Source organism: Planococcus liqunii, assembly GCF_030413595.1.
Lineage (GTDB): Bacteria > Bacillota > Bacilli > Bacillales_A > Planococcaceae > Planococcus > Planococcus liqunii.
Map to the genome: position 1 here is coordinate 3,738,328 of NZ_CP129238.1, position 14,526 is coordinate 3,752,853.

Annotated in this window: 13 protein-coding genes; all 13 read right to left on the minus strand. The window is 47.0% G+C overall.

Translation table 11 applies throughout. The features are described from left to right. Positions 1-38 precede the first annotated feature (38 nt). Positions 39-737 carry an aspartate/glutamate racemase family protein gene (locus QWY22_RS18440; protein WP_300982250.1) on the minus strand — a complete coding sequence of 233 codons (699 nt, stop codon included), beginning with the start codon at positions 735-737 and terminating at the stop codon, positions 39-41. 134 nt (positions 738-871) lie between these two features. Continuing rightward, positions 872-1,609, minus strand: coding sequence for an SDR family oxidoreductase (locus tag QWY22_RS18445; protein WP_300982251.1), 738 nt, complete (start codon positions 1,607-1,609; stop codon positions 872-874). Positions 1,610-1,621: 12 nt separating this feature from the next. Further along, complete coding sequence (locus QWY22_RS18450; protein ID WP_300982252.1) at positions 1,622-3,355, minus strand: M28 family peptidase; 1,734 nt, start codon at positions 3,353-3,355, stop codon at positions 1,622-1,624. A gap of 43 nt (positions 3,356-3,398) precedes the next feature. Next, on the minus strand, positions 3,399-4,667 hold the full coding sequence (locus tag QWY22_RS18455) for a hypothetical protein (RefSeq protein ID WP_300982253.1): 1,269 nt from the start codon (positions 4,665-4,667) through the stop codon (positions 3,399-3,401). After that, a complete protein-coding gene (locus tag QWY22_RS18460; protein WP_300982254.1) occupies positions 4,664-5,398 on the minus strand; it encodes a creatininase family protein in 735 nt (244 codons plus the stop codon). Before QWY22_RS18460 ends, QWY22_RS18455 begins: the two co-directional genes overlap by 4 nt. Before the next feature lie 17 nt (positions 5,399-5,415). After that, positions 5,416-6,546, minus strand: a complete 1,131-nt coding sequence (locus tag QWY22_RS18465; RefSeq protein ID WP_300982255.1) for a M20 family metallopeptidase — start codon at positions 6,544-6,546, stop codon at positions 5,416-5,418. Positions 6,547-6,560: 14 nt separating this feature from the next. Continuing rightward, positions 6,561-7,943 (minus strand): amidase, encoded by a 1,383-nt coding sequence (locus tag QWY22_RS18470; RefSeq protein WP_300982256.1) that lies wholly within the window; start codon positions 7,941-7,943, stop codon positions 6,561-6,563. Between the two features lie 3 nt (positions 7,944-7,946). Beyond that, positions 7,947-8,897 carry a M14 family metallopeptidase gene (locus QWY22_RS18475; protein ID WP_300982257.1) on the minus strand — a complete coding sequence of 317 codons (951 nt, stop codon included), beginning with the start codon at positions 8,895-8,897 and terminating at the stop codon, positions 7,947-7,949. 100 nt (positions 8,898-8,997) lie between these two features. Then, positions 8,998-10,626: an ABC transporter substrate-binding protein gene (locus QWY22_RS18480; RefSeq protein ID WP_300982258.1), complete on the minus strand. Its 1,629-nt coding sequence runs from the start codon at positions 10,624-10,626 to the stop codon at positions 8,998-9,000. A 95-nt stretch (positions 10,627-10,721) separates the two neighbouring features. Next, on the minus strand, positions 10,722-11,537 hold the full coding sequence (gene nikC / locus QWY22_RS18485; protein WP_235525020.1) for a nickel transporter permease: 816 nt from the start codon (positions 11,535-11,537) through the stop codon (positions 10,722-10,724). 16 nt (positions 11,538-11,553) lie between these two features. Beyond that, a complete protein-coding gene (locus QWY22_RS18490; RefSeq protein ID WP_053166550.1) occupies positions 11,554-12,567 on the minus strand; it encodes an ABC transporter permease in 1,014 nt (337 codons plus the stop codon). A 31-nt stretch (positions 12,568-12,598) separates the two neighbouring features. Further along, positions 12,599-13,555, minus strand: coding sequence for an ABC transporter ATP-binding protein (locus QWY22_RS18495; protein WP_300982259.1), 957 nt, complete (start codon positions 13,553-13,555; stop codon positions 12,599-12,601). Next, positions 13,509-14,525: an ABC transporter ATP-binding protein gene (locus QWY22_RS18500; protein ID WP_300982260.1), complete on the minus strand. Its 1,017-nt coding sequence runs from the start codon at positions 14,523-14,525 to the stop codon at positions 13,509-13,511. The genes QWY22_RS18495 and QWY22_RS18500 overlap by 47 nt, the downstream gene beginning before the upstream one ends. Position 14,526: the final 1 nt, after the last annotated feature.

A 14,526-nucleotide genomic window follows, 5' to 3' on the forward strand; every position in this document is an offset into this window, starting at 1 on the left:
TACACCATTCTATCAGCAAGCAAACAGCTTGATGAACTTTACTTTTCCAGCATGGCTGCTACAATCGCTTCAACATGAATTTCCGTTGTGTTCAGCTGCGGAATCACAGAATCACCCGGTTTGATCAGCATCGGAAGTTCTGTACAGCCGAGAATGACTCCTTCAATGCCGTCCTGTTCGATCATCCTAGCGACGATTTTCAGAAAAGCTTCTTTTGTCTCCTCGTTGACAATGCCTTTTTCCAGTTCATCAACGATTTTTTGATGCATAAAATTCTGCTCTTCCTGAGTCGGGACCACAAGTTCTTTTTGCCTCGCGGTAAACACCTTCTGGAAAAAATCATTTTCCATCGTAAATTTAGTGCCTAAGAGACCTAGCTTTTTAAGCTTCATTTTCTCTGCCGCACGAACGCTTTCTTCTACAATACTAATCAACGGGATATCGACTTTTTGCTGAACGTCATCAAATACGATATGTGCTGTATTCGCGCTCAACACCGCGAAATCCGCTCCCCCTTTTTCAAGAGCAAGCACGGACAGTGCCAAATAATCAGCCAGTTCTTCCGTTTTTTCATTTTCCAGTAAATCGAAAATCTTATACATATTGATGCTATTGATCAGGAATTCGGGCAAACTTTCCGGATCTCCTGTCTTTTCCTGATATTTCGCAATGATGGATTGATAGTAATCCACGGTAGCTTCCGGCCCAGTGCCGCCGATCATGCCAAGCTTTTTCATAGGTTTCTCTCCTTTGCTGATGTGACTCTGTTTATCGTTTCCTATACCCGTTATTTCCGCCGCCTCACCCATCCGCTGTGCACCTTTATCAGGGCAATAAAAAAAGGAGAAACCGAAGTCTCTCCTTTCACGCTTTATCCCTGATTGGTCGGGCGGACGATGATTTCATTGACTGCCACGCCGTCCGGCTGGGAAGCTGCATAATAAACGGCGTTCGCCACATCTTCGCTCGTCAGCGACGGCATATTCGGGTCTTCGAAACGCGGCTTGATATCCGGGTCGGTAATGAACGAAGCCAGTTCCGTCTGGACAACGCCCGGTGAAATGCTGGTCGTTTTGATATTCGTCTGCGCAAGTTCTTTGCTCAAACCTTCCATGAAAATCCGTGCCGCAAATTTTGTGCCGGAGTAGACCGTTCCGGAAGGAAATACATTGTGCCCGGCGACTGATGACGTTGTAATGATGTGGCCGCTGTTGCGTTCCTGCATATGCGGCAGGACTGCCGCAATGCCGTACAGGACGCCTTTGACGTTCACATCAACCATGCGGTCCCATTCGTCTATTTTCAATTTGTCCATAAATGACAAAGGCATCAGCCCCGCGTTGTTGAACATGACATCGATTTGGCCGTATGTATCGATCGCAAACTCCGCCAGCTCTTCCACTTCAGGATAAGACGTGACATCCGTCACTTTGATGACCGCTTCTCCGCCTTCCTGCTCAATCGCTTCTTTCAGCGTTTGCAGCCGGTCTTCCCGCCTTGCCGCAAGCACCACTTTGCCGCCTTCGCGTGCGAACTTTTTGGCCGTCGCTTCCCCGATTCCGCTTGAGGCCCCGGTGATGATGATCACTTTTCCTTCAACAGTAGACATTGTCCATCCTCCTTAATAATTCACCAACAATTGTGCAGTTTTTATAGCTTGCAGAAGTCCGTATTCCACTTTGTTCAGCCTTCTTTTAAGGATGGTCTGCCACTCAAGTTCCGCGTCACTTCCAGGTGGCGTTTCTGCCAGCAAAATGACGTCTTTTAATAACGGCAGCACCGGCTGATTCATTGCCAGATCCTGATCGTAAACATCGCCGCTGACATAATTGAGTGGTATGAGCTGATGAGAAATTTCCAGCATTTGCTGATTTATGCTTTTGGCATCCTCATCTGGCCAATCCGTTTCTAACACAATCTGGTTAATTTCTTCTCCCAGCTTTTCAAGTGTTTGCGCTCTCTCTAAGGCTTTACGGAAATCCAGGCGGTTGCCTGCAATTTCCGCATAGCCTTCCAGTGCACTTTTGAGTTCCCGCACCCCTTCTGCATGGTTTAAAGGCATCACTTTTCGAGAACAGGCGTCGTAGATAACTGAGATATACACCTGGCAGTCCCGGCGCAAATTTTCTTTATCCAGTTTGTCGAGTGTATCTTCCGTCGTATGCCACCACCAGCCAAACCCTCCTGATTTCACACCGCCAAATAGCTTTACCAATGTGCGGGAAGCTAAGTCATCGCTTAATGGCTGCTCCGACAGCCCCATAAACAAGGCCGGAACGCCCGCTCCCCAAAATGACTGGTCTCCGCCGCGCCCGAATCGTTTACCGATAAATTTTTCGCCTGTCAACGCTTCAACAAATGAGCCGCCATACACTTTGGTTTCTGCCATGCAATTGCTTTCCCCAAGAATTACAGCACCTTTTCCGCCGACCGAATCGATGTAAACGTGCAACAGGCAATTTTCATGAATGTCTTCCCAATGGCTGTCGCAGTAATGCGTCGATCCTGAATAGCGGCCATGTGAATGCCCTGACCAGAACACAATCCGCAAACTTCTTCTAAGCGGAAGCTGCTGTTCTTTTATCAGCCGGGCCACTTCAAGCATCGTGGCATTGGCACCAGCGTTATCCATGGCTCCGTAATGCCAGGAATCAATGTGTCCGCTAAACAGGATAAACTTTTCCGGCTCAACTTCTCCTTTAATCTCAGCAACCAAAGTAGGAATGGGGCGCCACCCCGTATCAACTACTGTTTTTAGCCAAGCCTCTAAGTCTTCGGAAGCCGCTTCGAGTAAAATTTTCAAACGATTCCCTTCATGTTCAGCGACCGAAATTACCGGAATTGACGGAAATTCCTTTCGTGTCTCAGGTGTCGGGTTGCCCCAGACCCTGGAGACGGTCATCTCATGAGTCCATGGCCCATTGATGAAAATGGCTGCCAGCGCACCGCTCTTTTCAGCTATTTCCACAGCGCCCGGCGTGGCAATTCCTTCCGTCAGAATGATTTTTCCTTCCGAAGAAAGGATGCCTTGCAGTTCCTTCACATAAAGAAGTTCTCCGTTTATGCCTTCTTCTCCTGTCGACACGGACATAGAATGTGTTATACATACGAGATTCTCACCTTTAACGGTCAATTCGGCTTCTACCGGCAAGCTGATTAAGCCTTTATGAAAACTCAATTCTGTTTCCACACCAAATTCATCCATTTTTTCTTTAGCATATTGAAAGGCGCGGAGTTCTTCTTCCGAACCCGACAATCTTACTTCCGCGGACAAGCGTTCTGTAAAAGCCATCAGCCGGTCTGCCGATACCGCTTCAACCAGCTTCAAGTGAGGTTCCTCCAGTTTAATGACCATTCCGAATCCCCCTTTTTAAAACATTCATTGATGGAGATGTTCTTTATAAGACAAAGTCTTCCTTGCCGGTTTTCACCTGTTCAAACGGCTGGAATTGAGTTCCCGTTAAACCGCTGACTGCATCAATGAACGTATTTGTAGTATGCGGAGTATCGTATAAAATCTTGAAAAAGTCTGCTCGCTTTTCTTTCGCCACTGCATCGTAAGCTTTTCCGACCATCCAGCGTCCATAATAATAAGAGGGGTAATACGTTTTCTGAATCGGATCCGAGAAAAAGCGATGGCAATTTTTCGCTTCAATGGCACTCATAAGGCCGGTGTCCATCATATAGTGGATGGCTTCTTCTTTATCCATTTCTCCATTATTGAAAGCGCAGCAGGCATTCGTCATGGCCATCCGCTGCATATCAATCCAGTCGCGCGCCAATTTGTAGTGCTGCTTTTGAGGCCACGCGATGTCTTCCGTCTCCTCTTCATCCCGGTCCCATCCCAGAAAATGAAGGGCACTTTCCGGACCGCCCTCGAACAGTGCATTCGTCGGTGAATTGATCAAGTAGTACGAAGCTTCAATCGGCAATTTGCCTTGCTTGTACAAATAATCCCACCGGCAATAAAATGCCTGATGCCCCGGGTATCCTTCGTGAGTCATAATCTGGGCAAGCACTGGTTCTGTCCAAGGCCGGTCGATGTTAAACGTCAAATTGCCGCGGTAATTTCCGGTGTATTTTGAATATCCGCTCCAGAAAACCCCGGTAATCGGCTTAATGGAATCAATTCCGTCTTCTTCCGGCAGCCCGATAATCCGCTCCAATGTACCCGCTTTACTTTTCTCCTTCATTGACTCAGCCACCTCCACCACTTTTTCAGGTGGAATCAATGTCTCTTCAAGCCATTTTTCCGCTTTTTCCTTTAATGTACCTTTATATCCAAGATCGGCCAAGCCTTGCTCGACCAGTTCTTTTTGTTTCGATATAGTTTCCGGTCCAATCTGTGCTACAGGAAGTTCCTGAATATTCGCAATGTACTCGGAATACGGCAAATCATCTCCCTGCAAACTCCGGCAAAAATAGCGATAGGCATTGGCCATCGAGCGAAGGTATCTCCCTGGATGCCCTTCCAGCCCTTTAAGTTCATGATCCACTTCTTCTATTTTGCGGCTGATTTCCTGCAAGCTGTTAAGCGTCGGCTTGATGTCGCTGTAGCTGGCTGTAGCCACTTCCTGGCTGTACATCTTTTGGGTCTGCTCATTCAAACTTAATACGATGTCGACAATTGCTTCGCCCACCGGTTCAGAAGTCCAACGTAACGTCATTTTATCGTCCCCCTTTGTTGTCGCTCAAGCTCCCACAACATTTCGATATCTTTCAAAATCAACCCAGTCAACAGCTCATATAATTGCTCGCCTTTTTGAACGGTCGCTGCTTCCGCATTGCCTGAAAAAGCCTCTGGATACAGCACCGCTCCCCCATCTTTGAACCTGAAGCGCTTCGGAAGCGAAATTTCGTGGCTGCCGACCCCTTTCGTAAAGGCATAGTTTTCATCGATTGCCAAAACCAGTGAGGTTTCGTCTTCCCCGGCATGGCCTGGATCCGGCGTAATCCGTTTAATGTCTTCCCGGTAATCGATAAACCAATTGATGGTCAGGCTCCGAACCCCTATATCCGCCAATTTTTCTGTCACGACATCCAGACTCGAATTATTGCCTCCATGGCCATTGAATAGAATGATGTTTTCAAAACCGTTTTGGTAAAAGCCATGGCAAATTTCGAAAACATAATTTGAAAAAGCTTGCGCAGACACATCAATCGTTCCAGCAAACGGGGCAAGTCCCCATGAATGTCCATATGCCACTTCGGGAGCCATCAGAATTTTATCGCCAGCGATTTCTTCCAGGCGCCGGACAAATTCCCGCGGAATCAGGACATCTGTGCCCAGTGCACAATGCGGACCATGCGCTTCAATCATGCCAATCGGCAACAGCACTGTGTTCATCTTTTTTTGGGTGGCTTCAAATTCCCTTAAATTCATTGTCATCATGTCCATAAGCGATACTCTCCCTTTCAATTCATGTGGCGTTTGATCAATTCCGCAAGCAAGGCTGACCGGTAAGGCAGATTTTCAAGAATTACATGTTCATTCTCCGCGTGAGCTCCGTCACCAACCGGACCGAGGCCGTCAATCGTCGGAATTCCAATCGCAGCCGTCAAATTCCCATCACTTGCGCCGCCCGAATTGCCATGCTCCAACTCATATCCGTGGCCGGCTGCTATTTCTTTTAATTGCTGATAAAGTTCCATGACTGCATCTGTTTGCTCCATTGGATAGCGATTGATATCCCCTGTCACTTCCACTTCGGTTCCTTCAATGAATGATGTCCGGTTCAAGATAACGGATTTCAGCCGTTCGCCTTGCGCAGTATTCCGGAAACGCAAGTCAATATCAGCTTCTGCAAAAGCAGCTACTACATTCGTCCGGCCACCGCCTGAAACAGTGCCAATATTGATCGAGATGTTTTCCTCTTGATTATCCAATTTTTTTAGTTCCGCAAGCTGCATCACCAGTTCGTCGATGGCGCTTGCGCCTGCCCATGGATTAATGCCGGCATGGACAGGTTTCCCCCGGACGCTTATTTTAAAAATCCCGATTCCTTTACGAGATGTCTTGACCGCTCCGGTAGTGGAAATGCTGGATTCCGGCACTAGCACTAAGGCACTCTTTTTGGCTTCTTCTTCTATCAAGCCCCGCGATTGGGCACTTCCGATTTCTTCATCAGAAGTTACAAGAAACACGACCTTTCTTTTCCCTTCTTCTCCAACGTGCTTTAATGCGCGAAGCGCCCAAAGGACAATTACCAAACCGCCTTTCATGTCAAAAACGCCAGGTCCATACAATACGCCTTCTTCTTTGCGAAGAGGCAAAGCACCCTGATCCCATACGGTATCGTAATGGCCGATGATCAAAATCTGTTCCGCCCCGCTTCCGTAAGTGAAACGGTATTGATTGCCCACTTCTTCTTTTACAATGGTTTCTGCAGTGCCGCCGACTATTTCTTCAAACAATTCTTTAAGTACTATCCCGCATTGATCGGCGAGGGGCTTATTTTTTGAAGGAGACTCTGCCTCAACTAATTTCTGAAGTGCAGACTCCATTTCTAGCTGTTGGCCTTTCAAGTAATCCAATAGATCAGGCATCGATTCAATTCCTCCTATCCGGTAACAATCGGCGGGAACTTCATTTCCCTTGTTTGTTCGAGTGCGTAAGCCGACTCAAGCAGTTCCCTGTCCTGAAAATGCGGCGCAATCAGCTGCATTCCGATGGGCAGACCATTTTCCGCAAATCCCATATTCAATGTCAGTGCCGGATGCCCCGAAATATTGAATGGTCCTGTAAACTGCATTTCATCCAACTCTTCGCTGCCAATTACCGGATCTTCTTCAGGTGCTTCAAACGCCACGGTCGGCGTCACCAACAAATCAACTTCTTCGAATAACTTTGAAACGCTTGCTGTAAACCTTTTAAGGTCCCTCAACCCATTTAAATAATCGACTGCTTTATGTTCCATTCCAAGAGCAATTTGCTGATAGGTCAATGGTGCGTAGTCATTTTGCCGGCCAAACCAGTCCTGGTGGATTTGCGCTGCTTCCGGCAGAAGGACATTCATGATAATATCTTCTGTCCGCTCCCAATCGGCAATATCAATTTCCTTCAGCTCCCAGCCGAGTGACTGGATTTGCTTTAATGTATCGTCATAGACCCGCTTCACGTCCGGCTTTAATCCACTTAAACTTTTTTCAGAAAGGATACCCACCCGCTTTTCTCCAAAATTCTTTCCAAACTCTCCTATTGAATATCGGCCAACGCTTTCAGCTCTCGAATAAGAGTCTTTCGGGTCATAGCCCGCTATCGCCTCAAGTACAATAGCGGCATCTTTTACCGTTCTTGTAATCGGTCCGGCATGGTCGAGCGACCACGACAGCGGAAAAACACCATGTGAACTGACGAGCCCGCGAGTCGGTTTCAATCCAACGGTTCCACAGTAGGAAGCAGGGATACGGATGGATCCTCCGGTATCCGTGCCGAGCGAGAAATAACCGATTCCGCTTGCCACCGCTGCTGCTGATCCACTCGACGAACCCCCAGAAGTCTTGGCAGTATCCCATGGGTTATTCGTTTTTCCGAAATCCGGATGGACGATGCCATATGCGAATTCCAGCATATTTGTCTTGCCGATCAAGACACTTCCGTTACGTGAAAGTTTCTCGATGGCTGTGGCAGAAAAATCCGGCTTAAAATCTTTCAAGACATTTGATGCGCATGTCGTTAAGATGCCTTTCGTGTAAAACAGGTCTTTTGCGGAGTATGGAATTCCAGTTAATAGATGAACTTTGTCACCCTTCAAAAACTTTTTTTCCGCTTCCTGTGCCTGTTGATAAGCATCTGTTTCCAATAGTGTAATAAAAGCATTGAGTTCCGGTTCGAGCCGCCGCTGCTGTTCGAATGCGCCCTTGGCCACTTCAACAGGTGATACTTCTTTTTTACGGTAGAGTTCTGCGATTTCTGTAATGGATTGGTTCAATAATTTTTCCATGTGCTATGCCCCCACTGCAAGCAAAGGATCTGTATCATTAATTGCCAATGAGCTGACCAGAAATAACACGGTGCCTTCTGTGTGGGAGACAACTTCTTTGATCGTATCCCCGAATTCGTTCGCCAGCTTGCCCAGAACTTGGCCTTTGGCTACGGCATCCCCTATCTGTACAGCGGGATACCAAAGCCCTTTCTTGTCCGATCGATACCAATCAAATACCGAAAGAAAGGTGGAGTCGCTTTTTTCTGCTTCGCCTTCCAATAGTCCGAGAGAAATTAAAATATTTTTCACACCTTTTTGCAGAAGAAGCGAATGTTCCTCGCTCATGATTCCTTGCTGCCCTGCTTCGGCAATAATGGCCGGAATCCCTTGCTCGGCAGCACAGCCATATGTAGAACCCGGCACTTGCCCTTTGCTTCCGATAACGTATTCGATGTCAAAAAGAGAAGCGATTTCTTTGGAAGAGTTTAAAACCTCTTCGTCTTCGGTTACATGGTAAATGGTGAATGGCACTAAAGCTTCAATCATATCTCCTCCATGAAGGTCAATGATGTAATCCACTTCTTTAAACACAGACTCATTCAGCCAATAAGCCAACCGTTCGGCATCTGTCCCTTCTTTTTTTCCTGGAAACACCCGGTTCAGGTTTTTCTGGTCTCCTGGATGCACATAGATGCTGCGAGCATAAAACGAAGCCGGATTGGCGATCGGCAACACTATTATTTTCCCTTTGACTTCAGCTGGAGTGATGGAAGCGCCAACTTTTTGCGCTGCATCAATGGATGTATATTCACAGCCATGAATCCCGCCTAATACCAATACTTTCGGTCCTTCTGCTATGCCATTGACCAGAAATGCCGGCAGCTTTTCGGCAATGGTCGGCAACTCTAAATACCCTTTTTCTTTTTGTCCTTCAGCAACAGATAAATTCGCAATTCTCCAGCTTTTGCTCATCCATACCATCCTCCGTTCAGAAATTTTCAACCGTAAAAGCGCTTTCTCTAAAAAAAGTGGGATGCAGCTGCAAAATCGCAGCCGCTCCCTCTTTATTGTTTTATTCTTCTTTTGTGATTTTGTGGAATGGCACATACCACGTGTTCATTGGATTCAGCTCATAACCTTTTACCCAGCTTCTTACTGGAGCTTGAATCTGCGGTTGAGCAACGAAGATATATGGAACTTCTTCTGCCATGGTGTTTTGGATCTCTTTGTAATTGTTTTCACGCAAAGCTTCATCTGTGCTCGTTCTGGCTTCTTCCAGCAAAGCATCCACTTCCGGATTTTCATAGAAAGCTAGGTTGAATCCAGGGCCTTTACTGGATGAATGTGCGAAATACCATAAGTTGTAATCTGGATCCGGATAGTCCGGCGTCCATGAAACTAGACCGAAATCGTGTTTGCCGCTTGTCACAAGATCTAGGAAAGTCGGCCATGCGTATGTCTTGATGTTTAATGTAACACCTACTTTTTCAAGATCCGACTGCAGCAAAAGCGCCGTGTTGCTTCGGACTTCATCATCTTCAGAAATGGCGATTTCGAGTGTCAGCCCTTCAGCTTGTCCAGCTTCCTTTAATAACGCTTTTGCTTTATCTAAGTCATACTCGTAAAGTTTTGCATCCGGGCTAAAACCGAACATGCCTTTTGGCACCGCTCCTACGATTCGTTCCGCATTTCCTAAATAGACGCTTTCAAGCAATGCATCATAGTTGATGCTATGGGCAATGGCTTGACGGACTTTCACATCTGCAAGCGGACCGCTTTCAATATTCATCGGCATGTAGTCGATTTGGAATCCGGTCGCCTTCACGACTTCAATTCCATCAGTGCCTTCCATTTGTCCCAGCACTTCCGGTGAGACCATCGTATTGTCGATCAAATCAATTTCACCTTTTTCAAGCATCAGGCGTGCTGTGGATGCTTCGGAGACAAAACGGATATTGACCGTCTCCATCGTCGGCTTTTCTCCCCAGTAATCCGGATTCGCTTTCATCACCAAGGTTTCGCCTCGGTCCCAACTATCCAGGATATAAGGGCCAGAGCCCATTTCAGCTTCAGCGAGGAAGCTTTCTCCCAAATCATCTCCGTGGTTTTCTTCCAAAGCCGGATTGATGATATTGGCAAAAGCAGTTCCTAAGGTGCTGATGAACGGCGCAAATGGTTCTTTTAACGTGATCTTAATGGTATGGTCATCGATAATTTCAAAACTGTTTTTATCAATGACTTTGCTGAAAATACCTGCTGCCGATTTCCCGACGTCAATTGCCCGCGTAAAAGAATACTGTACAGCTTCAGCTGTTACAGGGGATCCATCGTGGAACTTGGCATCTTTGACCAAATGGAATGTATATTCCATGCCATCTTCTGAAACGTCCCAGCTTTCTGCAAGCATTGGCTGCGGTTCTGTTGAAGTTCCGTCATACGTTACCAGACGGTCATACATCATGTAAATGACACGGAAAGTTGTATTCGCTGCTTGGCCATGAGGGTCTAAAAGCGGTATATCTTGGTTGGTCGCAAAATTAAAGACATTTTCATCAAAGTTCTCATTGGATGCTGCCGGGTCCGTAGCATCAGGCGAATCGGTACTTTCGGCATCTTCGCTGTAATTCTGGCATCCGGCAAGAGCTAATATGGCAATGACGAAGAACAATAGCAGTTTTGACCATCGGCTTTTAAAATTCATTGTATTTCCCCCTTATTTTTTATACTGGCCATTCCATAAGATACCGTCCGCTCTCAACCTCAGCCCTCCTTTCGATCAATTCATCCTAAAACGGATTAACGCTGCTTCGGATCCATTACATCGTTGAGCCCGTCTCCGAGCAGGTTGAAACCCAAAACGGTGAGAAGGATGGCGATGCCTGGGAAAGTCGCCGCCCACCAAGCTTCCCGCAATATTTCTCGGCTGTTTGATAACATTGCCCCCCATTCCGGAGACGGCGGCTGTGCACCAAGGCCGATGAAACTCAAACCGGCTGCAGACAAAATCACAAAACCTAAATCGAGCGAAGCCTGTATAGTAGCAGGCGCAATAGAATTCGGAATGATTTCCTTGAACAAAATCCGGAACGGATTAGCACCTAGCGCACGCGAAGCTTCAATAAACTCCGAATGTTTTATGGAGAGAACCGATGAACGGACAATCCTTGTATACCAAGGCCACCAAGTGGCTGCTAGAGCCAGCATGACGTTCTCAATTGACGGCCCAAGCGCTGCTGCGATGGACATTGCCAGAATAATGCCGGGAAACGACAGGAATATATCCGTAATCCGCATGATGATCTGGTCCACCCGCCCTCCGATATAACCCGCAATCGCTCCGAGAATGGTTCCAATCGGGAAAGAGATTAATACTACCAATAGCCCAATGCGTAAAGAAATCCTTGTGCCGTAAACAATCCGGCTGAAAATATCCCGCCCGACTTCGTCCGTACCAAAGTAATGTTCCCCACTCGGCGCTTCCAATTTACTCAGCAAGTCGACTTCAGTAGGGCTATGGGTGGCGATTGCCGGCGCAAATATGGCTGACACTATGATGATTAAAACAATGACAAGCCCCAATACAGTCAGCGGGCTGCTTACAACTCTACGCACCAATCCGGCCACCTCCTCAATTGTGTTTCAAACGCGGATCAATGAAGAAATACATCGTATCGACAATCAGATTGACTAAAATGAACATGATGGCAATTAACAGTGTCACTCCCATAACTGCCGGAAAATCCAGGTAATTGATGGCATTGACCGCATATTGTCCGAGTCCCGGCCAAGAGAATACCGCTTCCACCAATACACTGCCTCCCAAAGCATGGCCAAAAGCCATCCCTAGCAAAGTGATAACCGGCATAACCCCGTTGCGCAAAGCATGGCCATACAGCACCCGATTTTCTGGAGCCCCTTTAGCATAGGCGGTGCGGATATAGTCACTTTGCAGCACTGTCAGCATACTCGAGCGTGTCATCCGGGTGATCATTCCGACCGTGACAGCTGAAAGCGTGATGCCGGGCAGCACCAAATGCATGACTGCCGAGATAAATACTGGCCAGTTCCCAGTCAATAAAGCATCCACGGTGTACATTCCGGTGATATAGTCCGGAGGCGACATGCCATTATCCAGCCTGCCCGACCCCGGGAAAACTCCAAGTCTCAAATAGAAAAACAAGAGCAATAATAAGCCGAGCCAGAATGCCGGCATGGCCACCCCCAGCAAGGCGAATATCCTGGTGAATTGATCAGCGATTTTATCTTTTCTGCTGGCACTGATAATGCCGAATGGAATACCGATCAACAGCGTGATGACCATTGCGAAAATTGTCAGTTCGAATGTAGCCGGTGAATAGCGGATCAAGTCATCCGCAACCGGCCTCTGGGAATAGGTGCTTTCTCCAAGATCTCCCTGAAAAATCCCTGCCATATAACGGCCATATTGGACATAGAGCGGATCATTCAATCCCATATCCTCCCGTAGCGCTTCCAGTCCTTCCGGAGTGGCTTTTGGCCCTAATATTAACCGGGCTGGATCTCCGGGAATCGTATTTGAAATGGCAAAAGTCAGTATGCTGATCCCGATCAATATTGGAATCATCAACAACAGGCGCTTGGCGATAAATCTTAAGGCATCCATTTGATTGTCACCCCTTTTTTGCGTTTTGATTCTATGTGTGGATACAGGCTGCAAAATGATCGGTTGTTTTTTCTTCCAATGGCGGAACAATTTCTGCACATTCTTTTGTCGCCATCGGGCATCTTGTATGGAATGGACAGCCTGGCGGTGGATTAGCTGGACTTGGCAAATCGCCTTGCAGAATGATCCGGTTTCGGACACGCACAGGATCCGGAATCGGCAATGCTGAAAGCAAAGCCCGGGTATATGGATGCAATGGATCCTTATAAACTTTTTCTACATCTGCGATTTCCACCACTTTCCCCAAATACATTACAGCCACTTTGTCCGATACATGTTGGACTACAGACAAATCATGGGAAATGAACATATAACTCAAATTTCGTTCCTGCTGAAGATCCAGCATCAGATTCAGCACTTGGGATTGAACAGAAACGTCCAAAGCTGAGACCGGCTCGTCAGCAATGATCAATTTGGGGTTGAGCATTAGCGCCCGGGCGATTCCAATACGCTGTCTCTGTCCGCCTGAAAATTCATGAGGATAGTTGTTTAACTGTTCTTTTCGCAAACCAATTTTTCCGGCCAAACTCTCAATTCGTTCTTGGCGTTCTTTTTTATTTCCTGTGCCGTGAATAAGAAGCGGTGCTTCCAATATTTTCCGGACCGTGTTGCGAGGATTGAGGGAAGCATAAGGATCTTGAAAAACAATTTGCATCTCTTTCCTCAATTCCTTCATCCCCCTAGGGGACATGCCGACAATTTCCTGGCCATTAAATTTAACACTGCCTTCAGTAGGCTCTACCAGGCGAAGGATTGAACGGCCCAAGCTGGATTTTCCGCAGCCCGATTCTCCTACAACTCCTAAGGTTTTTCCTTCCTCAATCGAGAGGCTGACGCCGTCTACTGCTTTGATCACCGTTTTTTCTCCCAGAAACCCTTTTTTAGTTGTGAAGTGCTGTTTCAAGTTCTGTACTTCTAGCAGAGCCATCGTTTTTCGCCTCCTTTTCATCATAAAGCCAGCAGGCTGTCTGGTGATTTTCCTGAATGTTAATCATTGGAGGGAGCGTAGATCTGCAAATATCCATTGCATGAATACAACGGTCAGCAAATCGGCAGCCTGCCGGCATATTCCCGGGAGTTGGAACCGTCCCTGGAATTGAGCCTAATTTCTTTTTGCGTTCCCCTAGTTTCGGGATCGAATCCAGCAAGCCTTGTGTATAAGGATGTTTAGGATTTTGAAATAGCTCAATGACCGGTGCTTCTTCTACAATTTTCCCGGCATACATCACAATGACCCGGTCGCATACTTCCGCAACCACGCCCATATCATGGGTGATCATAATGATGCCCATCTTGGTCTGCCGTTTGATATCATTCATCAATTCCAAAATTTGCGCCTGGACGGTAACATCTAAGGCGGTAGTAGGCTCATCACAAATCAGCAGCTGCGGTTCGCATGCCATGGCAATGGCAATCATGACGCGCTGCCTCATTCCGCCTGAGAGCTGATGAGGGTATTCGTCAATCAGTTCTCCTGCACGCGGCAAGCCAACCGCCCGCAATAAATGAAGGACACGATCACGTCTTTCTTGTTTGCTTTTTTTCGTATGAAGGATCAAGGATTCTTCTACTTGTGTTCCAACGGTATGGAGAGGGTTAAGTGACGTTAAGGGGTCCTGAAAAATCATCGACATTTGATTGCCTCTGATTTTCTCTAATTTGCGTTTTGAAAAACTGGTGATTTGTTCTCCCTGCAAATCCACTTTGCCGCCGAGTCTTGCTTTATCAGGCAGCAGCTGCATTAGCGATAGCGCCGTCATGCTTTTTCCGCAGCCCGATTCACCTACAATTCCGAGCGTTTCTCCTTGAGCCACCTGAAAAGAGATTCCGTCCAGAATTTTTGAATATTTGCCCGCTCTTTTAAGCGATAAAGACAAGTCGTTCACTTCTAACAGCATC

Bases quoted from the DNA above. Each gene is read 5' to 3' on its own strand.
- QWY22_RS18475 (WP_300982257.1), bottom strand. From the start codon at position 8,897: ATGAGCAAAAGCTGGAGAATTGCGAATTTATCTGTTGCTGAAGGACAA.
- QWY22_RS18480 (WP_300982258.1), bottom strand. From the start codon at position 10,626: ATGAATTTTAAAAGCCGATGGTCAAAACTGCTATTGTTCTTCGTCATT.
- QWY22_RS18500 (WP_300982260.1), bottom strand. From the start codon at position 14,525: ATGCTGTTAGAAGTGAACGACTTGTCTTTATCGCTTAAAAGAGCGGGC.
- QWY22_RS18460 (WP_300982254.1), bottom strand. From the start codon at position 5,398: ATGGACATGATGACAATGAATTTAAGGGAATTTGAAGCCACCCAAAAA.
- QWY22_RS18440 (WP_300982250.1), bottom strand. From the start codon at position 737: ATGAAAAAGCTTGGCATGATCGGCGGCACTGGGCCGGAAGCTACCGTG.
- QWY22_RS18495 (WP_300982259.1), bottom strand. From the start codon at position 13,555: ATGGCTCTGCTAGAAGTACAGAACTTGAAACAGCACTTCACAACTAAA.
- QWY22_RS18450 (WP_300982252.1), bottom strand. From the start codon at position 3,355: ATGGTCATTAAACTGGAGGAACCTCACTTGAAGCTGGTTGAAGCGGTA.
- QWY22_RS18445 (WP_300982251.1), bottom strand. From the start codon at position 1,609: ATGTCTACTGTTGAAGGAAAAGTGATCATCATCACCGGGGCCTCAAGC.
- QWY22_RS18490 (WP_053166550.1), bottom strand. From the start codon at position 12,567: ATGGATGCCTTAAGATTTATCGCCAAGCGCCTGTTGTTGATGATTCCA.
- QWY22_RS18455 (WP_300982253.1), bottom strand. From the start codon at position 4,667: ATGACGTTACGTTGGACTTCTGAACCGGTGGGCGAAGCAATTGTCGAC.
- QWY22_RS18470 (WP_300982256.1), bottom strand. From the start codon at position 7,943: ATGGAAAAATTATTGAACCAATCCATTACAGAAATCGCAGAACTCTAC.
- QWY22_RS18465 (WP_300982255.1), bottom strand. From the start codon at position 6,546: ATGCCTGATCTATTGGATTACTTGAAAGGCCAACAGCTAGAAATGGAG.